Annotated in this window: 24 protein-coding genes; 9 read left to right on the forward strand and 15 right to left on the reverse strand. The window is 55.1% G+C overall.

What is annotated here, in order from left to right:
* Position 1: 1 nt before the first annotated feature.
* The 14 genes from AC2FIC_RS10480 to AC2FIC_RS10545 form a co-directional block, all read right to left on the reverse strand.
* Complete coding sequence (locus tag AC2FIC_RS10480; protein ID WP_496691676.1) at positions 2-1,060, reverse strand: YeeE/YedE family protein; 1,059 nt, start codon at positions 1,058-1,060, stop codon at positions 2-4.
* Positions 1,061-1,112: 52 nt separating this feature from the next.
* On the reverse strand, positions 1,113-2,336 hold the full coding sequence (gene hemA / locus AC2FIC_RS10485) for a 5-aminolevulinate synthase (protein WP_496691677.1): 1,224 nt from the start codon (positions 2,334-2,336) through the stop codon (positions 1,113-1,115).
* Between the two features lies 1 nt (position 2,337).
* Complete coding sequence (locus AC2FIC_RS10490; protein ID WP_142635862.1) at positions 2,338-2,772, reverse strand: DUF302 domain-containing protein; 435 nt, start codon at positions 2,770-2,772, stop codon at positions 2,338-2,340.
* An 80-nt stretch (positions 2,773-2,852) separates the two neighbouring features.
* Positions 2,853-4,115, reverse strand: coding sequence for an NAD(P)/FAD-dependent oxidoreductase (locus tag AC2FIC_RS10495; protein WP_281972435.1), 1,263 nt, complete (start codon positions 4,113-4,115; stop codon positions 2,853-2,855).
* A 27-nt stretch (positions 4,116-4,142) separates the two neighbouring features.
* Complete coding sequence (locus AC2FIC_RS10500; RefSeq protein WP_142635858.1) at positions 4,143-4,847, reverse strand: c-type cytochrome; 705 nt, start codon at positions 4,845-4,847, stop codon at positions 4,143-4,145.
* A gap of 2 nt (positions 4,848-4,849) precedes the next feature.
* Positions 4,850-6,175, reverse strand: coding sequence for a c-type cytochrome (locus tag AC2FIC_RS10505; RefSeq protein ID WP_496691678.1), 1,326 nt, complete (start codon positions 6,173-6,175; stop codon positions 4,850-4,852).
* On the reverse strand, positions 6,159-7,421 hold the full coding sequence (soxC, locus tag AC2FIC_RS10510) for a sulfite dehydrogenase (RefSeq protein ID WP_496676312.1): 1,263 nt from the start codon (positions 7,419-7,421) through the stop codon (positions 6,159-6,161). Before soxC ends, AC2FIC_RS10505 begins: the two co-directional genes overlap by 17 nt.
* A gap of 24 nt (positions 7,422-7,445) precedes the next feature.
* Positions 7,446-9,143, reverse strand: coding sequence for a thiosulfohydrolase SoxB (gene soxB, locus AC2FIC_RS10515; RefSeq protein WP_496691679.1), 1,698 nt, complete (start codon positions 9,141-9,143; stop codon positions 7,446-7,448).
* A gap of 87 nt (positions 9,144-9,230) precedes the next feature.
* Positions 9,231-10,076 carry a sulfur oxidation c-type cytochrome SoxA gene (soxA, locus tag AC2FIC_RS10520; RefSeq protein ID WP_496691680.1) on the reverse strand — a complete coding sequence of 282 codons (846 nt, stop codon included), beginning with the start codon at positions 10,074-10,076 and terminating at the stop codon, positions 9,231-9,233.
* Positions 10,077-10,146: 70 nt separating this feature from the next.
* Positions 10,147-10,476, reverse strand: a complete 330-nt coding sequence (gene soxZ / locus AC2FIC_RS10525) for a thiosulfate oxidation carrier complex protein SoxZ (RefSeq protein WP_142635848.1) — start codon at positions 10,474-10,476, stop codon at positions 10,147-10,149.
* 34 nt (positions 10,477-10,510) lie between these two features.
* On the reverse strand, positions 10,511-10,927 hold the full coding sequence (gene soxY, locus AC2FIC_RS10530) for a thiosulfate oxidation carrier protein SoxY (protein WP_142635846.1): 417 nt from the start codon (positions 10,925-10,927) through the stop codon (positions 10,511-10,513).
* A gap of 46 nt (positions 10,928-10,973) precedes the next feature.
* Positions 10,974-11,450 (reverse strand): sulfur oxidation c-type cytochrome SoxX, encoded by a 477-nt coding sequence (gene soxX / locus AC2FIC_RS10535; RefSeq protein ID WP_142635844.1) that lies wholly within the window; start codon positions 11,448-11,450, stop codon positions 10,974-10,976.
* 131 nt (positions 11,451-11,581) lie between these two features.
* Positions 11,582-12,160 carry a thioredoxin family protein gene (locus tag AC2FIC_RS10540; protein ID WP_496691681.1) on the reverse strand — a complete coding sequence of 193 codons (579 nt, stop codon included), beginning with the start codon at positions 12,158-12,160 and terminating at the stop codon, positions 11,582-11,584.
* A gap of 14 nt (positions 12,161-12,174) precedes the next feature.
* On the reverse strand, positions 12,175-12,915 hold the full coding sequence (locus AC2FIC_RS10545) for a cytochrome c biogenesis CcdA family protein (RefSeq protein ID WP_496691682.1): 741 nt from the start codon (positions 12,913-12,915) through the stop codon (positions 12,175-12,177).
* A gap of 80 nt (positions 12,916-12,995) precedes the next feature.
* On the opposite strand from AC2FIC_RS10545, the gene AC2FIC_RS10550 reads away from it, so the two are divergent.
* The 4 genes from AC2FIC_RS10550 to AC2FIC_RS10565 all read left to right on the forward strand — a co-directional run bounded on the left by AC2FIC_RS10550 (position 12,996) and on the right by AC2FIC_RS10565 (position 15,644).
* Positions 12,996-13,370: a hypothetical protein gene (locus AC2FIC_RS10550; protein WP_496691683.1), complete on the forward strand. Its 375-nt coding sequence runs from the start codon at positions 12,996-12,998 to the stop codon at positions 13,368-13,370.
* A gap of 100 nt (positions 13,371-13,470) precedes the next feature.
* Positions 13,471-13,779, forward strand: coding sequence for an ArsR/SmtB family transcription factor (locus AC2FIC_RS10555; protein ID WP_142635976.1), 309 nt, complete (start codon positions 13,471-13,473; stop codon positions 13,777-13,779).
* A 41-nt stretch (positions 13,780-13,820) separates the two neighbouring features.
* Entirely contained in the window at positions 13,821-14,882 is a 1,062-nt protein-coding gene (locus AC2FIC_RS10560; protein ID WP_496691684.1) for a YeeE/YedE family protein, read from the forward strand.
* Between the two features lie 225 nt (positions 14,883-15,107).
* Positions 15,108-15,644 (forward strand): bacteriocin fulvocin C-related protein, encoded by a 537-nt coding sequence (locus tag AC2FIC_RS10565; protein WP_496691685.1) that lies wholly within the window; start codon positions 15,108-15,110, stop codon positions 15,642-15,644.
* A 57-nt stretch (positions 15,645-15,701) separates the two neighbouring features.
* Here AC2FIC_RS10565 and AC2FIC_RS10570 read toward each other — a convergent pair whose 3' ends face one another.
* Positions 15,702-16,235 (reverse strand): ZrgA family zinc uptake protein, encoded by a 534-nt coding sequence (locus AC2FIC_RS10570; protein WP_496709887.1) that lies wholly within the window; start codon positions 16,233-16,235, stop codon positions 15,702-15,704.
* A gap of 237 nt (positions 16,236-16,472) precedes the next feature.
* Between AC2FIC_RS10570 and AC2FIC_RS10575 the strand changes: the two genes are divergently transcribed.
* The 5 genes from AC2FIC_RS10575 to AC2FIC_RS10595 all read left to right on the forward strand — a co-directional run bounded on the left by AC2FIC_RS10575 (position 16,473) and on the right by AC2FIC_RS10595 (position 21,110).
* Positions 16,473-17,744, forward strand: coding sequence for an imelysin family protein (locus tag AC2FIC_RS10575; protein ID WP_496691687.1), 1,272 nt, complete (start codon positions 16,473-16,475; stop codon positions 17,742-17,744).
* 128 nt (positions 17,745-17,872) lie between these two features.
* Entirely contained in the window at positions 17,873-18,166 is a 294-nt protein-coding gene (locus AC2FIC_RS10580; RefSeq protein ID WP_142635828.1) for a (2Fe-2S)-binding protein, read from the forward strand.
* Complete coding sequence (gene bfr, locus AC2FIC_RS10585; protein ID WP_142635826.1) at positions 18,114-18,599, forward strand: bacterioferritin; 486 nt, start codon at positions 18,114-18,116, stop codon at positions 18,597-18,599. Before AC2FIC_RS10580 ends, bfr begins: the two co-directional genes overlap by 53 nt.
* The gene (locus AC2FIC_RS10590) at positions 18,559-20,100 is read left to right on the forward strand and encodes a di-heme oxidoreductase family protein (RefSeq protein ID WP_496691688.1); all 1,542 of its coding nucleotides are present in this window, start codon (positions 18,559-18,561) and stop codon (positions 20,098-20,100) included. The genes bfr and AC2FIC_RS10590 overlap by 41 nt, the downstream gene beginning before the upstream one ends.
* Positions 20,100-21,110, forward strand: coding sequence for an imelysin family protein (locus AC2FIC_RS10595; protein ID WP_496691689.1), 1,011 nt, complete (start codon positions 20,100-20,102; stop codon positions 21,108-21,110). Before AC2FIC_RS10590 ends, AC2FIC_RS10595 begins: the two co-directional genes overlap by 1 nt.

Consider the following 21,110-nt stretch of genomic DNA (forward strand, 5'->3'; position numbering starts at 1 on the left):
CTCAGGAATGTCGCGGAACAGGGATTAGCATCAATAGTCTATGCGTGCTGATCGCCCCGACCCACATGAAAAATACGGCAACCCATGCGGTCAATGACAGGGCGGACCCTCCTGAAAGCCCGGCACCCACCGCGCAACCTCCCGCCAGCATGGCCCCAAACCCCATGAGAACAGCCCCTACGAGGTAGCGTTCCATCGGAGTATCCGAGCCAAATCGTTCGATCCTCCACTCCCCTGCAGTCAAGGCTGAGCCTGCCGCGCCAATTACTACGCCTGGGACAAGGCCGATACCGAAGGACAACACAACGTTTCGACTTGCAACCAACGCCATTAGTGTGTCCGTGGCAGGTCCGGTAAACGTGACTGAAGACACAGGCACGACTTCAAAAGATGCTTGCGCGATGGCAAATGTTATCAACCAGCCGAGCGCCACAGCCAGGCCAACTCCTGCGGCCGCTATGATCCTTATAGGCGCGACTTTCCGGTGGGACGCAAAGACAATGGCCGACACCAGTCCCAACGCTGCAACTGCTGTATAAACCGTTGGCGAGAGCCCAAGTATTTCTGAAAGATCACGCGGCGCGCCTCCTGGGACAGCCCAGATACCAGACAGCAACTCGCGGGCGGGACTAAGAACACCGGTATAGGCGGCTTGAGCCACTAAGGTCAAAACCAATCCCGTAACCAGGGCGCGCAGATTACCGCAGGAGGCTAATACCAAAAGGCGAGATGCACATCCACGCGCCAGAACCATGCCTGCGCCGAACATCGCTCCACCGATTACCGCGCCGCTCAGGCTACCTGTCGACGCGATTGCACGTGTCTCGGACAGGTCTAGCCACTCAAACGCGATAAGCGCCTGTACCAAGGCGAGCGCAGTGGTGAAGGCGATCAGCCAAACCGCCAAGCGGGGACCTAACTCGCCTTCAGCGACTTCGACTGCCGACGCTCTTAAACAAAAGTGAGACTTCTGAGCCGTCACGCCAAACAAGATACCGACAAGCACTCCGGCAAATGCCAAAGCGCCAGAGTCTCCCAACAGATCGATGAGTCTCTCCATCAGCAGAAACTCTCACTTCGTAGCGTGTGCATCCTTGTCTTCGGTCAAGTTGTCATTGTGCGACCATTGGCCTGCGCGCCAACTGGCATTGCGTCCACAACTCACCCAATGCAGATACCAGTCGATCCACGTCCTCAGTTGAATGCACCGGCGACGGTGTAATCCGTAGACGCTCCGTTCCCTTGGGAACGGTTGGATAGTTGATCGGCTGGATGTAAATTCCATAGTCACGCATCAGTACATCAGAGATGAAGCGACACTTAACCGGATCGCCGACCATGACCGGAATGATATGACTTGGGTTCGGAGTATGGGGAATACTCAGTTCGTCCAGCCTGTCTCGAACTTCGCGCACTCGCTGCTGGTGCAGATATCGTTCCGCATTGCTTTGCTTCAGGTGCCGAACCGAGGCTGCCGCACCTGCGGCTACGGCCGGAGGCAATGCAGTGGTAAAGATAAACCCGCTGGCAAAGGACCGGACGAAGTCCACAAGCTCTTTCGACGCCGCGATGTATCCACCGACGACACCGAAGGCTTTGCCTAATGTCCCCTCAATAACGGTTAGGCGATCCATCAGGCCTTCACGTTCGGCGATGCCACCGCCGCGCGGTCCATAAAGCCCTACGGCGTGAACCTCATCCAAATAGGTCATCGCGCCATAGCGATCCGCCAGATCACAGATCTCGGCAACTGGCGCTATATCACCATCCATGGAATAGACGCTTTCGAACGCAATGAGCTTTGGTGCGTTGGCTGGTATGTCAGCAAGCTGCCTTTCAAGGTCTGCAATGTCATTGTGCTTCCAGATCCGCTTTTGACAACGGCTGTGGCGAATTCCCTCAATCATCGAGGCATGGTTCAACTCGTCTGACAGTACGGTGATACCAGGAATGCGGGAGGCCAAAGTTCCCAAAGCCGCCCAGTTTGAAACGTAGCCGGACGTAAATAGCAATGCCGCCTCTTTGCAGTGCAAGTCGGCTAGTTCCTGTTCCAGCAAAACGTGCTCGTGAGTGGTTCCTGAGATATTCCGCGTACCACCCGCCCCGGCACCACACTCATCAATCGCTTGGTGCATTGCTGCAAGAATGCAGGGGTGTTGACCCATGCCAAGATAATCATTTGAGCACCAGACAGTGACTTTTTCGGGACCGTCTTCTGCGTAATTGCGCGCGGTCGGGAATGCACCGCACTGCCTTCCGAGATCCGCAAAGACCCTATAGTTCCCTTCCTCTCGAAGCTGGTCCAGTTGATCACGAAAAAACTGCTGATAGTTCATTTCAATTCCCTACGGCCTCTTCGACGATCTCGGATAACAGGGTCTGAACCTTTTGCATTGGCCCATCAGGGTAGCCTCGATATCCCACCATCACGCCACTGTCGTCTTCGGCTACAAAAATCCCGTAGGGGCAGAATCCGATATTCATAGGGTCGGCTTCCATCACCTCGCGCGAGATTTTTGCCGAGCAGAAAATGAAGATGTCTGCGGCCGCAAATATCTGCTTGTCACTGCCGACATCAGCGCCCGTGCGATTCAACATGTCGCCTACGTGGCTTACATGGTCGATGACCAGTCCCTGTCCGACAATCGCGGACTCGACGGCGAAGGTTGCATCATCAAAACTGCCGTCAAATGGGGCGGTGATGATCTCTTCCGCAAACGCATGGCTCACCAGAACAGTGGAAAACGCGGCTACAGCAATAAAGTGTTTCATGATTTTAATCCTCCTCTTGAGCCGCATCTTCTCAGATTGCTCATCAGGGTCTTTGACACCAGTCAAAGCCCCTGAATACCTTAACCGAACATGTCTGAAGTGATACCAGCGTACCAACCCAGCGACTCTTCATAAGTTGCTTTTCTCAAGTCCGCATCTTCGCCGGTCTGGCTGATAAAGCCGTCCACTTTGGCAATCTTTTCGGGAGTCGCTTCGTAAGTTGCGCCAACCTTGACACCATCATCGGTGTCGATGAGCGACCAGCACGTGTTGGAGAACTTGGCCGGAAAAACTTTGGACCCGGTCAACGCACCTCGCACGGCATTCGCACAGACTTTCGCCTGACTGTTGGCCGAGAAGCCGGATTTGGGCATGTCACCCTGTTGGCTGGCGTCACCAAGAACGTAGATATCCAGGTCGGCTTTGGAGGACATATCCGCGGCGTTCACGGGTGCCCAGTTGCCATCGGTCACCCCTGCCATTTCCGCAATGCGTCCGGCTTTCATCGCTGGGATCACGTTGCAGACATCGACCTTGGTTTCTTCGCCGTCGATAGTAACGGTCATTGCATCCGGGTTTACGGCGACATTGCCGCCGCCGAAATCTTCGCCGATCCAGTCAACCATTCCTTCGTAGTGGTTGGCCCAACCCTCTTGGAACAATGACATCTTGGAAAACTTCGGTTTCGGGTCAGCAACGATGATCTTTGCTGTCGGGTTGTTCGCCTTCAGAACATGCGCAACCATTGAAACCCGCTCATACGGTCCGGGTGGGCAACGGTACGGATTCGGTGGCGCGACCATTGCAAATGTACCGCCTTCAGGCATTGCCATGATCTGCGCCTTGAGAAGCTCGGTCTGAGATCCAGCCTTGTACGCATGCGGCATTTTATTTTGCGCCGAGACGTCCCAGCCCTCGACCGCACCATCAACAAAGTCGATACCCGGGCTCAGGATCAGCTTGTCATATGGAACAGACCCGCCACCTGCCAAGGACACCGTCTTGGCATCGCGATCCACCCCTGTGGCCCAATCATGCACCACGTTGATGCCGTAGTTCGCGGCAAGCGTGCCATAGCTGTGGGCAATGTCCGAAAGCTCCTGAAACCCTCCCAGATACAGGTTTGAGAAGAAACAGGTGTAATAGGTCCGCGACGGCTCGATCAACGTTACGTCGATCTCACCCCTGCTGTCTTTTGCGATGTAGCGCGCAGCAGTTGCACCGCCCGCACCGCCGCCGACAATTACCACGCGTGGTTTGCCTTGCGCCAACACCATCGGTGCCGATAACCCGGCTGCTACCACCCCGGCGGCTCCAAGAAATACTCGTCTATTTAGCGTCATCGCGTTTCCTCCTCTTGGACACAGTCACTATGGATTATTGAAGTAGGCAGCCAATGCCGCGATCTCGTCATTGCTCAGCCGTCCGGCAATCATTCGCATGACCGGGTGTGGCCGCTGTTTGTCTTTATATGCGTGCATGGCGACCACGAAGTCTTCGTCAGGCCAGTACACGATCGAGGGAATGCCCTCATCGCCTCCGTCGATCTGATGGCACGTTGTACATTCGCTGCTGAGATATGCGCCGTACTCCGGATCTCCTTGAATCGCCAAGATCGCGGGGTCGATAGAATGATCCGTGCCCTTCGCCGTCGGGTCCGCTTCTGGGATATCCTGAGGATTGTCGGAAAAATCCCGCAAATAGGCGATCACGTTGGCGCGGTCTTCCGGGTCTTTCAGGCCACCAAAACTCATCCTGGTGCCTGACGCGAATGCACGTGGGTTTTCGATGTACGCAGACAGTGTGTCAGCGTGCCACTCCAGACCCGAGCTACCTGCGCGCGCAAGGCTTTTGGAATAGCTAAAGCCATCCAGACCAGCTGCCCTGCGCCCAAAAATCCCATTCAGATGCGGACCGATTTTGTTTTCGGCCCCCTTTCCAACCTGATGACAGCCTTTGCATTTGGCAAACACGGCTTTCCCTGCCTCAGCATCGCCAAGGTCTTCTGCAGCGTAGGTCGATGAAGCAGTAGCCCCAAAGAACGCGGCACAGACAAGCGCGTTCGACCAACGCATCGTCAACTTCCAAACGTCTTAAGATAGATGATCAAAGCTTCGATATCGTCCTGTTTTCTGAGACCTGCAAAAGACATCCTTGTGCCTTTCATGTATTCCTTGGGCTTCGTAAGAAAGGCAGTCATTTCTTCATCGGTCCAGACTAGTCCCGCCTCCGCAGACGCCTGCATCGCTTTGGAGTATTTGAAGCCCTCGACCGATCCAGCATTAGCTCCGATTACCCCGTTCAGAGCAGGCCCAGTGCTGTTCTTTGCACCTTCACCAATTTGATGGCAGGATTTACACTTCTTAAAGACTTTCTCTCCGGCAGCAGCCAGTTCTGTAACCTCGTCTGTCACTTCGGTTTCTTGAGCGGCCGGTATGACTGCGGCCTCTTCATCAGGCTTTGGCGCTGCAGTTGGAATGAACGAGGGCCCTTCTGCCGAAAACGTCGGCAACTCATCCGGGCTGGCATTATTCATGACGGAGTTCGAACCACCCTCCGCGGGAGTCTCAACCAGAAAAACAGAACGCATCGTGACGGCGGTCTCTGCCTTGCAGTTCTCCATGCAAGGCTCTTCGCGCCATTCAGTGTATTCGGTCTCGGGTCGTACATCGACTACGAAACCGTTCATATTGTACATTTTGAACTCGGCGAAATTTTCGTTGTTTAGCTCGAAATCGTCATCCACCAAATCATTGGAGTAGAGGATGTATGCGACAATTGCGTAGGTCTCATCCGCTGTCAGCGTGCCCGCTTCACCAAAGGGCATTGAGCGGGAAATGTAATCCCAGGCAGTCGACAAATGTGGCCAATATGACCCAACGGTTTTTACAGGATCTTCGTCTGCAAGCGTGTCAAACCCACCGGCCAGAACAGGCCAGTTATCGGCACCTTCGGCAAATTCACCGTGGCACGACGCACAGCGGGCCACAAACACCTCTTCTCCGGTCCAGACGTCGCCTGAACCTACGGGTAGGCCACGCCCATCAGGCAAGACGTCAACGTCCCAGGCCGCGATCTCTTCCTTCAGTGCCGACCGCCCAAGCCCAAGGCTACTCTCGCGGATGGGCGCGGATGCGGTCAAGTTCGCACCATTGGCGACCCGTTCTGCCGCCGCTGCCTGGATTTCTTCGACCTTGATCTCCAGTTCGGCTGCTCGTTTGGATTCTGCTTCTGCATTCTCCTGGGCAACTGCTGCATGCGCCTCAACTTGCCCTATCCGGGTTTCCAATGTCTCTATCTTCGAGTGGCCGTAGTTCCGGTTCGCGAAAGACACAGCTACTGCAAGCACCAACGCCGTACCGCCAAATACGGGCAGGAAAACATGACTAAGAGACTTCAACATTCTCGGCGATCCCTTCTGCGCTCACGTACCAAGTCTGGATACAGTTGTTGTGGTAGACCGAGTTTTCTCCGCGTTTTTCACGCAACTGGTCTTTGGTTGGTTGCACATAACCGGTCTCGTCTATTGCCCGGGCCTGCAAGAGCATTGGCGCCCCGTCCCAGTTCGTATCGAGATAGAAACGTGTAAGAGCCTTGGTGTCGCCCTGCTTACCAAGACGCGCTGTCTCCCATGTGATCCCACCGTCCTTTGACACATCGACCCGTGTAATTTGTCCGTGGCCTGACCAGGCAAGCCCGGAAATGACCAGCGGACCCGGTCCGTGTTTGATCGGCATTTGCGGGCTGGGTGAGGTGATGACAGATTTAGCATCCATCACCCAAGTCCATTTCTGGGCCGTGCCATCGACGTAAACATCGGTGTATTTTGATGTTTCTTCGCGGCTTTCGACCGCCATATCGACAACCTCGATCCGGCGCAGCCACTTGACCCACATGTTACCTTCCCAACCTGGCACCACGAGACGCACAGGGTACCCATGCTCCATCCGCAGCGCTTCGCCATTCGCCTTGAATGCAACCAACACGTCATCCAGCGCTTTTTCCATCGGGATAGAGCGGCCATTGGACGACGCATCTGCGCCCTCAACATAGACCCATTTGTCAGGTGAGATGTCGGCACCTGCTTCCTGCAACAGCGTGCGCAGCGGAACACCGGTGTATTCCATGTTGTGAATCATGCCATGAGTAAATTGGACGCCGTTGAGTTGCGCACCAGCCCACTCCATACCCGTGTTCGCCGCACATTCGCAGAAATACACGTGGTTTTCGCGCGGGAACCGCTCAATGTCTTCGTATGTAAAGACAAGCGGGCGATCAACCAGCCCGTTGATCATCAAGCGGTAGTCCTCCTTGCGCAGCTCGATCGCGCCTGAATGGTGACGCTCAAAGGCGCATCCCTGCGGAGTGATCGTGCCATCGAGCGCGTGGATCGGCGTGAAGTTGATCGACGAAATCGGAGAGGCGGTCAGCCATTCCACATTGCGGCGCACGACATGGGATTCAAAGCTGATCGGCATGCCATAAGGAGTCTCATCAACACCTGCCCCCGTATAAGATGCCCAATCCTGAAGCTCTGTTATCAGTGGGTCGGGTGTTTCTGCCGCTGCCGCACCTGCAACGGATCCTGCGGCGACCGCGGCACTGCCTTTCAGGAAGGCCCGGCGGGACGGTTTGAACGCGTCATCCATATCTCTTAGGTCTCCATCGGTTTCTTAAGCGCCGATTACTTCGACACTGGTGTTCTCTTGCACCGTTACGGTGCCAAGGTTGCGAACATGGTTTTCGACGACATCCCAAATCGGCGGGCCCTCGGTGCCTTCGTTGACGCTGGCCCAACCGGCCACGACATAGGACTTGGCCGGGTCGATCGCCTCACCGGTTTTCAACAGCGTCATGTCGCTGATTCTCTGCCCCTGCGGCTTGGTTACGTCGATCCGATAACCCAGCCCGCCAACGCGGACCATGTCGCCACCCTGCTGGTAATAGGGGTCGGGATTGAACAGATTGTCGCCGACATCTTCCAGGATGACATGGATGAACTCCCCGGTCATTTCTGTGCGATAGGCGTTCGGATAGGACATCGAGGTGACGTTCCAAATATCCTCGCGCGTTATTTCCTGTCCCGGCAGGATTGACGGCCCCCAACGGACGCCGGGCGACATTGCGATATCTGCCTCACGCTCATTGATCAGAGCATCGCAGATCAGGTCATCCCAAGTGCCGTTGAAGTTGCCGCGGCGGTACAGCAACGAGTCCGTTTTGCCGATCACCTCACTCAGCGCCGCCTCATAAGGCGCGCGCTGGTCATTTATCAGAGCAGTGATCGCAGGATCTGGTGCAATAACATCAGAGAAAATCGGGATAAGCTTGTGCTTTAGCCCCATCATCTGCCCATCCCGCACGTCGAGATCCACACGGCTGACGAATTTTCCGTTCGATCCAGAGGCGATGATATGCGTTTTACCCACCAGAACCGGCTCGGGCAGCGCGTCATGGGTGTGGCCACTGAGGATAACGTCTATCCCCTGAACGCGACCCGCCATCTTCTTGTCCACATCAAAGCCGTTATGGCTTAGGACGACAACGACATCGGCGCCGGCATCGCGAACTTCGTCCACCATTGCCTGCATGTTCTCATCCCGGATCCCGAACGAGTATTCGGGGAACATCCATCCCGGATTTGCAATCGGCATGTAAGGGAAGGCCTGTCCGATCACCGCAATCTTGGAACCGCCCCGATCAAAGAACTTGTAGGGTTTGAACATCTCTGCGGGTTCATCCCATTCCGCGTCAAAGATGTTCTGCCCCAAGGCGGCAAAAGGCAAACCTTCGACAATCTCATTGACACGATCACTGCCCAACGTGAACTCCCAATGGAAAGTCATCGCATCGGGTTTCAGCGCATTCATGACGTTAACCATGTCCTGACCGGCCGTCTGATAGCAGGTGTAAGAACCGTGCCAAGTATCACCCCCGTCAAGAAGCAACGCATCAGGACGGTCCGCTCGAATGGCGTTGATGACAGTTGAGACCCGATCCAAGCCACCCACCCGACCGTAGGTCTTGGCCAGTGACGCAAAATCAGTATAGGTCAGCGCATAGGCCGACGGGCTTCCATCTTCTATCCCGTATGCCTTGCGGAACGCGGCGCCAGTAACATGCGGCATCTGTCCTCTTGCATTGCCAATACCAAGATTGACTTCGGGTTCACGGAAATAAATTGGTTTGAGTTGCGCGTGAATGTCGGTGACATGAATCAGGCTGATATTGCCAAAGGTCTCGAACTCTAGCAGTTGATCCTGCGTTAGACTTTGCTGCGCAGCAAGCCTGGCCCAGTTGCCAAACCCGGACGCCCCGAACAGAGCCGAGGCCGCCATTGAAACCTGCAAGAAGTCACGTCGAGAAATCATCTATCAGCTTTCCTATTACACATATAAATGTGTGAATGTTATATAAGTGAAAAACCCGCTCCGGGCATTGCCCAGGCGGGTCATTCGTTATTGACGTACTGCAGGGGTTTCGACTGAAAGCCCGTTGCCACGCGAAGCGACATAGAGCTCCAGTGCCCGGAACTCGTCCGACCCTTCGGCAAAGGTTTCCGCACGCGTATCGCGAATACAACCGCGGAACCGATTGTGGCGCGAGATCAGTTTGGCCTGCTTCAAACGATAGGTAGGGAATCCATTTATCATACCCTGGCTCAGGTGATCCGCTCGGATCATATTGCCCCAGTTTTCTTCATGACAGTTGGCGCAGCTCAGTTCCAACTGACCGTAGCGGGTATAATAGATTTCCTTGCCCTGTTCCCAGAATGGCGCGGCATCACCATCAATAGCAACGTTCATGGGCATTCCGCGTGACTGCAGACCGATCAATGCGACCATACCCTGCATGTCACCGCCAGACCATTTCCAGGCATCGGCCTCCATGCGATCGGTACGGCACTTGTTGATCAGATCTTCCATAACCATTAGCTCGCCGCTTTCAGCATCGACCTTGGGCATGGACGCCTGCAATCCTTTAAAGCTTTCCACTCCATCATGGCACGAGGCACAACTTTCACCTGCAGCACCATCAACTGCCTCATAGAGGTCGGCTGCCTGATCGACGAAGATCATTGCCGGATTGTCAAAATCATCAATCTGCAGTGCCTGAGTTTCATCTGTGCGGAAATGCCAACCCGAATAGATCGTGTCCAAATTCTCCAGATGCGCCGAGGCCTCGGCGACCGAGGTCATATTCAGCTCGTCATTGATCACAAGATTATCTTCGTCCGGTCCAGCCATTGCTGCCACTGGGAAAGCCAGAACAGCCGTGATCGCCGTAAGTGCCTTGGTATTCATTACGTTCCTCCCTTGGTGGGCCAGCGACAGAAATCACAACCAGCGCTAACCTTCCTTAGTGGTCGAGCCGTCAGGCGATCTCGATCGTTTTCTTCTCGTCGTAAACTGAGCCATCATCATCGTACCAGGTGAAGACAAACTCACCGGCCTCGGGCACGGTTGCTTCGAACTGGAAGTACGGATTTGTCGAAATCGCAGGCTCCATAGTCACATCAATCACCATTTCACCGTTAAACTCGCAGGTGAAACGGTTGATGATCGAGCGCGGGATGACGTTGCCTTCTTTATCCTTGCGCTGGCCGCTTTCCATCTTGTGGCTGATCAGTGTCTTGATCGTAACAGCTTCGCCAGCAGCGGCTGTCTTTGGAACCTTGACGCGGGGCTTTACACCGGATGCCATTGGTTAATCTCCTGTTCTTCAGGGCGCGTGGCGATTAACCGCCGCAACCGCCGATTGTCACTTTTACGGTCGCGGACGCTTTGGCAAAACTGCCATCTGCCATCTTCGCCACGGCAATGACATCCTGCGTTCCGGCAAGACGGATGCGGGTTGAAGCGGCTTGTTCAGCAGCCAGCGGGCCGAAATTGAACGTTGCCACACCCGGTTCGGGGTTGCCTGCGGCCACGATCAGAATTGCAGCTGCGCCCGGAGCACTGACTTCGATTGGTACGGTGTTTCCGTTTTCCGCGATTTCCGGTGCCGTCAGTGTAACACCGCCATCAGCCACATCTGCCCCGCCTGAAAATGCGGAGATCGCATCTTCAGCAGCTGCATTCGCTCGTAGCGGCATAATTGTCAGGAACGCGGCGCCCAGCCCAAGGGCCAGAGTCTCGCGGCGAGAGAGTTCCATTTTCAATCTCCTTTGAATCTTCGAAAAGCCACGCCAGAAGGCGAGATTATTCCTCTTTCAGTGTCGCTAGAAACGCGACCACGTCCTCAATTTCCTGTGCAGTCAGTATCGTCGTTAGAGGCGCCGTTGGCGCTTTGCCCGTATAGGCATCGCCTGGACGGATATAACCGTCATCCTTGTAGAACGCCGGCATTACCGTGCCTTCGAACGTCATTTTTGCGTTTGCGACTAAACCGCGAAGCTCTGCTTCGGTCCAACGATCACCGGCGCCATCCAGCATCGGGCCAACCTCACCATGGAACGGAATATCCGCCAAAGCTGAGACCGCGTGGCATGCCACGCAATTGCCTTTGGACTTGTCGCCAACGATGAGTGCACCGTTTGCCGCGTCCCCATTAACATCGGTCAGAGAGACCTCGATTGCACCATAGTCGTCATAGGGTACGTCTTTCGGACTTGTCTCTTCGGCAAATGCGGCAACGCCCATCATAGCGGATGCCAGTGTTAAGAGTCTCAGCTTCATGATCCCTCCCATTTGCTACCGCGCCTGTGGCGCTTTGCGACCCAAAGACTTTGTGCACCGTAGTCGACGAACATGGTTCATCGCAACATCAAATTCATTATAATGAATTTTTTTATCTGTAACGTCCAATCTCACTCCTGCGAAATATTGTTTCGCTCCTGAATGCGCCGCGCGTGATACCTTTGGAAATCTTCGCCATTATCAAGTTCATATCGCTTCTGATCGACCCAGGTGAAAAGGTCTAAGGTTGTTCCCTTGGAGAATGCTCCCGGCATTACAGCAACGGCAGCATCGATGGCTGAGGCATCCTCGGGCACCTCTTCCGGCAGAAAAACAAGCGTTGGGGTAAACAGAATCCCCCATTTGCGCATCAGCGCTCTTTGCTCACTCTCTTCTCCGTCAAAATCAGTGGCAGTGGTGCTTCCATGCAAATCCAGCTGGACGACAAAAAAGTTCTCTTCGATAAACGCCGCCAGGTCGGGCTGTGGGAAAACCTCTTCGTGCATCTTTTTACAGTAGATGCAGCCCCGTTGTTCAATGAACAAAACCAACCGCTTACCTTCACCTGACGCCTCTTCAAGATCCTCGCGAAGATCTTTGAACGTATCACGCATCCACGGTGTTTTATGCAATCCATCGTCGCCCAGATCAGCAGCAGAGACTGCAGCCCCTATCATGCATGCGATCAAAACTGACAAAGTGCGTTTCATGTCTTCCTCCCGGATTAACCAATGGCCGCAAGCCAGGGCATATAGTCCAGCATCCATTGTGCTATGTGATTGATCGAGTTGGTTGCGATCAGGACCCCGAACAGGATCAACAGCCCCCCCATTGCCATTTCGATCTGCGGCAAGTGCTTCCTGAACCGCACCATCCATTGCATGAAGGGGCGAACCAAAAAGGCCGCCAGAACAAACGGTGCAGTCATTCCAACCCCGTAAACGAACAGAAGCCCCGCGCCCCGCCAAGCCGTTTCAGTTCCGGCCGCTGTAAACAGGATTGCAGCGAGCACCGGCCCAACACAGGGCGTCCAGCCAAAAGCAAATGCCAATCCAAGTACATATGCCCCAGTGAGGCTCACGTTTGATGTCTCGCCAATATCTGCACGTAACTGCCGATACAGGAACCCGATGCGAATTAACCCCAGGAAATGCAGGCCCATCGCTATGATGATGGCTGCAGCAATCCAACGCAGAATATCGAAGTATTCTCGTACCAGCTGACCAAATATCGAAGCCGTGGCCCCGAGAGCCATAAAGATGGTTATGATTCCAGCCGCAAATGCGATTGCAGCAAGCGTTGCCCGGCGGCGAACCTCGCCGGAAATGGCGGATGTCGCAGAAATCTGCTCGATCCCGACACCCGCCAGATAACTAAGGTAAAACGGCACAATTGGCAGGATGCAAGGCGACAGAAAGGACAAAAGTCCGGCGACCAAAGCTCCTGCAAAAGTAATGTCGAGCATGGTCAAACCTGTCCTGACGCGCTATTATTCACACATTCAAAATTATAAAGATATGTCACTGCGGTCAATCGGAGCTTTGGATGCGCCACCTAATCCTACGTTTGCTTGCGATCACGTTGCTTGTTTTTCCCGTGGCTTTACGGGCCGAAATGACACTTCTGATGGCAGAAGAAGATGGGTGCATGTGGTGCGCCCGCTGGGACTCCGAAATTTCAGAAATCTACCCTAAGACACCCGAAGGAAATGCAGCACCGCTTCGGCGTGTCGATATCCGCGCAGCCATGCCTGACGACATCACATTGGAACGGCCTCTCTACTACACACCAACCTTTGTTCTGTTGGACAATGGCCGAGAGGTCGGACGAATCGAAGGCTATCCCGGTGAAGATTTTTTCTGGGGTGTGTTGGGCGTTTTACTGCGTGACGCTGGGATACTAATTGAGACCTCTGGATAAACTGCAGTATATTACATAAACTGTTTTGAATGCGTGAAGCCATGAAAGCGAGGCGATCTTGTTGGACAAATCTTCGAACCTGCCTGTGTTCTCTAAGGACATGTGCGCCGAAGACATGGACAGAATGATGGAGAATGCTCAGACCGCGTCAAATTTCCTCAAGGCAATCAGCCATGAGGGGCGCCTGATGATTTTGTGTTATCTGTCGTCAGGGGAAAAATCGGTCACGCAGATGGAGGAAATGCTCTCAGCGCGTCAAGCCGCGGTATCTCAACAACTCTCCCGCTTACGCTTCGAGGGATTGGTGAAGACACGACGCGAGGGGAAAACGATCTACTACAGATTGGCTGATGATCGTTCGACCCAAATCCTGGAAGTCGTTTACGACCTTTTCTGCAGGGAGAAGTAGAAGCCGGTCAGAAAGCCGCCAGCTTTGGGAGGAGACTGGCAATGCTCGAAGCATTGGGAGACACAAATACCGTTGCTCTGATCGGTTTGATTGGTGGCATCGTATTGGGATTGGCCGCACGCATCGGCCGTTTTTGCACGTTGGGCGCAATCGAAGACTACCTTTACGCGGATGATGACCGGCGGCTTCGCATGTGGGCAATGGCAATCGGTGTTGCGATTGTCGGCAGCCACACAGCTATGGCATTGGGGGGACTTGACCCTGTCGGAACAAGGTATCTTGCGCAGACCTGGAACCCACTCGGTTCGATCGTGGGGGGCCTCATGTTCGGGTACGGAATGGCCATCTGCGGTAACTGCGGCTATGGCGCGCTGGCAAGGCTGGGAGGTGGTGACCTTCGATCATTCGTTATTGTTTTGATCATGGGTCTTTCCGCTTACGTCGTAATGTCCGGACCCCTCGCCTATCTGCGGGTATGGATATTTCCAGAGGAAATGGATCTCAATGGCCCCCAGAGCATTAGCTTTCTTGGCGAACGGTTGACCTCTATTCCAGCTTGGCTCATTGGCACTGTTATCGGTGTGGCTTTGGTGTTTTTTGCTTTGGCAAGCCATCGCTTCCGCCGCACTCCGGCACAGGTGTTTTGGGGGTCTGTAGTTGGACTGGCAATCGTTTCGGGCTGGCTTGGCACGAATTGGGTTGCGACACATGGTTTCGATGGTGAGCCGGTGCAAACCCATACCTTCGCGGCACCCCTGGGTGACACTATTTTCTACCTTATGACTGCGTCCGGAAACACTTTGTCCTTTGCGGTCGGATCAGTCTCCGGCGTTCTCATTGGCGCGTTTCTGGGGTCGTGGTCTAAGGGCCATTTCCGATGGGAAGCATGCGAAGATCCACGGGAACTCAAGCGACAAATGCTGGGCGCTGCGATTATGGGTCCAGGTGCGATCATCGCGGTTGGTTGCAGCGTCGGGCAAGGTATATCTGCATTCTCACTTCTGGCCTACAGCGCGCCCGTAACATTCGCTGCAATCTTTGCAGGTGCCGCACTTGGATTGAGACAGCTCGTGTCTGGGCTGTCCTTCATAACTGAGCGTTGAGTTCACAGTTCAAACCCGGTTAATTTGTGATGGTGCTGGCGACTCTGCCATCACAAAAGCAAGCCAAAACGTTCTCTTTCCGACTTCGTCCTCGATCTCGCTTCTAAGGACATACCAAGGCTTATCGAGCCCTTGCTTCAGCCTGTTCTCTGCGCCCTCAGAAGGTCGGGACAAACGCGCAAACGAAAAATGTGTTATGATGGCCCCTTAGAAAAGGGGGCTACTATGTACAATCCCGTATCATCTATCTCAAAATTTCGGATCGGCTTGTCGGCTTTGAACATCGCCGAACAGAAGTCAATTTTTGACTGCCTTCCCGCCGCTGTTCAGGCGGCAGTGTGGCAAGACCGGCTTAGTGAAGGCATTGCGGCACTGTCTGACAAGTCTCAGTGCCGATTACTTTCCGAGCTTCAGGAGTTACTCAATCCTGACTGCTACTCGGAAGACAAAGCGAACCATACGGCCACTTCTCGTCTTGATGAGTTGTCGCCTGTGATCGAGAAGGTTTTTCCAGATCACTCGGTGTTTCATAAATATACGCAGCAACTCGGCGACAATGCTTGCGATAGCCCGATTATCGAAATTGCTAAAGGCGCGCCGCCTACCTGCACTTGTTCGTCTTCGAGATCCTGTATGTGGTGGCACAATGATTGTGGGGCAATGCAGGAATGTCTTGCCGGTGGATGCAAGAAGACTAACGTTGGATGTGGGGTCCTCTGGCTTCAGACATGCGATGGCCTTTGCACTGGAAACTGGTGCTGAAGAACGCAGGAAAGCTCTACCTGTTCCGGCAGCAAAGCCTTTGCATTCTTTGCCGAATTACAGGCCTGTGTTGAGGTCTAAATCAGGCGCGTCGCGCGTCACGGTGTGACGATCAACCTTCCCGGATATGTCGATCTGAACAATCAGAGATTCAGCACGTTGAAAGCGGTCAAAATAAGGAAAGGTGACGTGGTCCAGATGCGTCATGTCCTGGCACTGCATCTGATAGTCTGCCCTGAATTCGGTATGCACATTTGATCCGTTGTCTACGACCGGTCCCAACCCTTCACCAGACAGGGTGACATTGGCCGAGACAGTGAAACACCCCGCCTCTTCAGGCAAACTGAACAGATCAAGCGGGTTAGACAATTCGGAAATGGCTCCGGCGACCGAGGCCTGATCGCCTTCGGTTTCCGCTGGGCCTTCGAACCCCAGGACGTCAAGACCGGGAACCACAAGGGAAATTGAAATCCCGGCTTCCGAAAAGGAAACCTCCAATCGACCCTGCCCATGCTCGTGCTGATTTGCAACCTGGGACTGAGGCAACGCGTTTACCGGGAAAAGCGTTAAAACAAACACTAAGAACTTCATGACCATGGAACCATCTGAAAAGAATCAACTAAGCGACTCTAAACTGAAAAAACATTCGCGCAATCGCGTCACAATACACCAAAGCCCACTAGATTTGGGTAGGAATGAGCTATTTTCACTCACAATTTACCTGACTATAAAACTCAGGTTGACTTAGTTGACTATTTCTATCAGTTAATTGGTCGAGCGTCGCATCGCGCGAACCCATTGTTATCTGACAAGAAAGACTACCCCCCAATGAATACCCCCCTGAACCTGACAAGCGCCGTGGCTCTGATGGCCGCCACCTCTGCTTTTGCAACCGAGACCCCCTCGAAAGCCGATGTTCTGAATACCTACGCCAATATCGCCGAGGCGAAGTACGATGACAGCCTGATTGCAGCCAAATCGCTGCAGCGCGCCGTGACCGCGCTGATTTCCGCGCCAAACGACGCAACACTGAATGCCGCCCGATCCGCTTGGATTGCGGCCCGCGTCCCTTATCAGCAGACCGAGGTTTATCGGTTCGGAAATGCGATCGTTGATGATTGGGAAGGTAAAGTGAACGCATGGCCCTTGGATGAGGGCTTGATCGACTATGTAGACACCACCTACGGCGGCCCGAGCGACGAAAATGAGTTCGCCGCATTGAACGTCATCGCCAACCCAAGCTTTGAACTTTCAGGCGAACCAATCGATGCCAACGAAATCACTCCGGAACTGCTGTCGGGCACCTTGCACGAAGCAGACGGGATCGAGGCCAACGTCGCCACTGGTTACCACGCGATTGAGTTCCTGTTGTGGGGCCAGGACCTGAACGGCCACGGTGAAGGCGCGGGTAGCCGTCCATGGACGGACTATGCCCAAGGTGATGCCTGCACCGGCGGCAACTGTGACCGCCGCGCCCAGTACCTTGAGGCCGTGACTGAACTGCTGGTCACCGATTTGGAATGGATGGCGACCCAATGGCAGGACGGAGGCGCGGCACGAACCGCCCTGACCGAAAATGAGAGCGCAGGAATAAGCGCGATCCTCACCGGAATGGGCTCGCTGTCCTATGGTGAGCAGGCAGGTGAGCGGATGCGTCTTGGCTTGATGTTGAACGATCCCGAGGAAGAGCATGACTGCTTCTCGGACAACACGCATAACAGCCACTACTATGATGGTCTTGGCATTCAGAACGTCTATCTGGGCAGCTACACCCGCATCGACGGAACTCCTGTCAGCGGCGCATCGCTGTCGGATCTGGTAATTGCCTCGGACCCCTCGCTGGACGCCGAGATGAAGCTGAAGCTGGCCAACACAATGCAGGCGCTGGGTCGGATCAAATCCACAGCCGAGGCCGGGTTCGCCTATGACCAGATGCTGGAACGCGGCAATGAAGGTGGCGAAGTTTTGATCATGGGCGGTGTGAACGGGCTGGTGGACCAGACCAAGACAATCGAGCGGATCGTCACCATTCTGGACGTCGATCAGATTGAGTTCGAAGGTTCTGAAAGCCTGGACAACCCGACGGCTGTTTTCCAGTAAACCTAGCGGTTCGGGGGCGGAGGACTATCCCGCCCCCAACTTATTTTCGGCTAATTGACAGTATGCCGCAGGACACGCACTTAATAACTGACTAATATAGTCAGAATACAAACCAGAGCGCCACCTCCATGATCGTCTGCCATTGCACCAAGATCACAGACACCGAGATTCATGCCGCCATCGACTGGATGCGCGTTTCCGACCCTAGGGCAGTCATAACCCCTGGCAAGATCTATCATGCCCTTGGAAAATCAGCGGATTGTGGCGGATGCATGCCGCTTTTCCTAGACACCATGCGCGCCAGCGATAATCTGGAAGTCCCCATGCAGCTTTGTGCATTACGCACCAAGGCATCACAGGAGAGTGTAGATGAAGGGCGATCCCAAAGTCATAGAATACCTCAACAAATCTCTGCGGCATGAATTGACGGCAGTCAGCCAGTATTGGCTGCATTACCGTCTGCAAGAGGATTGGGGCCTGACCCACATGGCAAAGAAAAGCCGTGAGGAAAGCATCGAAGAGATGGGTCATGCCGACAAGCTGATCGAGCGCATAATCTTTCTGGAAGGTCACCCCAACCTGCAGAAACTGGACCCGCTTCGGATTGGACAGACCCCGAAGGAAACTCTGGAATGTGATTTGGCTGCCGAGAATGATGCGCGTGCCCTGTACGTTGAGGCCCGTGAATATTGTCGAGAGGCGGGCGACTACGTCACTATGTCTCTGTTCGAGAACCTGATCAGTGACGAAGAAGGCCATATCGACTTCCTCGAAACACAGCTTGATTTGTACGAAAGGATTGGCGAAGCCAATTATGCGCAACTTAACGCATCGAAAATGGACGAAGGCGAGTAAGCTCTCGCTTGTGGCGGTGGCTGCGATTGCAGCCACCCCGATCCTGTCCGCTGAACTGCAGGATCTGCATCTCAACTTCCAACCCAGAACCGAAGATGAAAAGGCCCGGATCGCGGATGTGATCGCCGCGCCAACGGATTTCGACGCCGCGCAACGGTTCGAGGACCTGCCCGCCGGTGCCGCAACCGTAAGGGCACGTCAGGACGCAGATGCATTTTCGCAACCTTCGGACAATCTGAAATTCGAACAGGAACTGGATTTCAAGGTCGGCAACGGGCTGTTCAAGAAAATCTGGGTGTCTTCGCCTTCCTCGACCCTGGCCTCGGACGGCTTGGGGCCATTGTACAACGCGCGCTCTTGCCAACGGTGTCACATCAAGGACGGGCGCGGCCACACACCAAATGGGCCCTATGACGGGGCTGTTTCGATGTTCCTTCGGGTCTCAATCCCCGGTGGCGGCACAATCGATGAAATCGCGGACTACATCGCCACTCAGCCCGAACCCAATTACGGCGGGCAGATGCAGGATCTGGCCCTCGCGGGCCACCCCGCCGAGTACCGGCTGGACATCACCTATGAAAACCTTCCTGTCGCGCTATCAGACGGCGAAACGGTCATTCTCCGCAGCCCGACCTATACCGCGGCGGATCTTGGATATGGCCCGCTGCACCCCGAGGCGATGCTGAGCCCGCGCGTGGCCCCACAGATGATCGGTCTGGGATTGCTTGAAGCGATTCCGGTCGCGGACCTGCTGGCAAAGGCCGACCCGGACGACGCGGATGGCGACGGCATCTCGGGCCGTCCCAACATCGTTTGGTCAGCCGAATACGACGCGCCGATGATGGGCCGGTTCGGATACAAGGCCGGGATGCCCACGATCATGGAGCAATCAGCGGCGGCTTTTGCCGGGGATATCGGGATTTCGAGCCCGCTTTTCCCTACAGCCCATGGCGATTGCACCGAATTGCAGGCGGATTGCGTCACCGCTCCCCATGGCGACAACGACGACCGCGTGTTCGAGATTGACCAGCAAGGCATGGACCTTGTGGCGTTTTACAGCCGCAATCTCGGCGTCCCAGGGCGGCGCGACATTGATGACCCGCAGGTCCTGCGCGGCAAGCAGGTGTTCTTTGATACCGGCTGTGCCTCGTGCCACACGCCGTCTTATGTCACCCACCGGATGGACGACCGGCCCGAACACAGTTTTCAGCTGATCTGGCCCTATACCGATCTGCTGTTGCACGACATGGGCGATGGTCTGGCCGACAACCGCCCCGAAGCGCGGGCGACAGGCCGGGAATGGCGCACGCCACCTCTTTGGGGTGTCGGCCTGACCGAGCAGGTCTCGGGTCATACCCAATTCCTGCATGACGGGCGGGCGCAATCGCTGCTGGAGGCCGTTCTGTGGCACGGCGGAGAGGCGCAGATGGCGCGCGACACCGTTGTCTCGATGCCCAAACCCGACCGCGACGCTTTGATCCGCTTTCTGGAGAGCCTCTGATGCGTGCCCTCGGCCTGGCCATTGCCCTTATTCTGCCCCTGTCAGCCTTGGCGCAAAATCCCAGCCAGATCCTGACAGAAGTTGTTGAAGGGCACATTCTTCCCGGATACGCACAGCTATCTGACGCAACAGCTGCGCTGGATGCGGCAGCGCAGGCGGATTGCACAGCCGCTTCACCGAACCTTCGTGCAGCCTATCACCTGGCATTCGACCGCTGGGTCACGGTAAGCCACTTGCGCTTTGGCCCCTCCGAGGTCGATGACCGCGCATTTGCGATGGCATTCTGGCCAGACACAAAAGGGTTTACACCCAAAACCCTATCCGGCCTGATTGCCACCCAAGACGCGGTGGTTGACACCCCCGAGGCTTATGCCGAGGCTTCGATCGCGGGACGCGGGTTTCTTGCACTTGAATTGATGCTATTCGACCCAGCCCTCGCGGATCAGGGCGACAGGGCCTATCGATGCGCTTTGATCCGGGCGATTGCTGCAGATATAAACCGCAATGCGAAGGCGATGGACCACGACTGGCAACCTTTCTCTGCCAACCTGACCATGCCCGGCGGAGACAGTCCTTACCGGTCTGCTGATGAGGCCATGCAGGAACTTTACAAAGCTCTGATCACCGGATTGGAATTCACTGCCGAAACACGCCTTGGACGCCCCATGGGCACCCTAGAGCGCCCCCGTCCCAATCGGGCCGAAGCGCGCAGGTCTGAACGGTCACTACGCCAGGTCGAACTGTCATTGATCACGCTGCGCGATCTGGCCACCGGGCTGTCCGCAGATCATCCGCAGATTGCCGCTGATTTGGATAATGCGTTCGACAAGGCTATCATCCGCACGCGTGAGTTAGACGACCCTACACTGGCCGGTGTCTCGACACCTTCGGGTCGGATACGGGTCGAAGCCTTGCAGCAGATGATCAACGACATCCACACGATTGCAGCAACCGAGCTGGGCCCGACCTTGGGTATCAGTGCCGGATTCAATTCGCTGGACGGGGACTAA

The organism is Ruegeria sp. CDSC079, assembly GCF_059610505.1.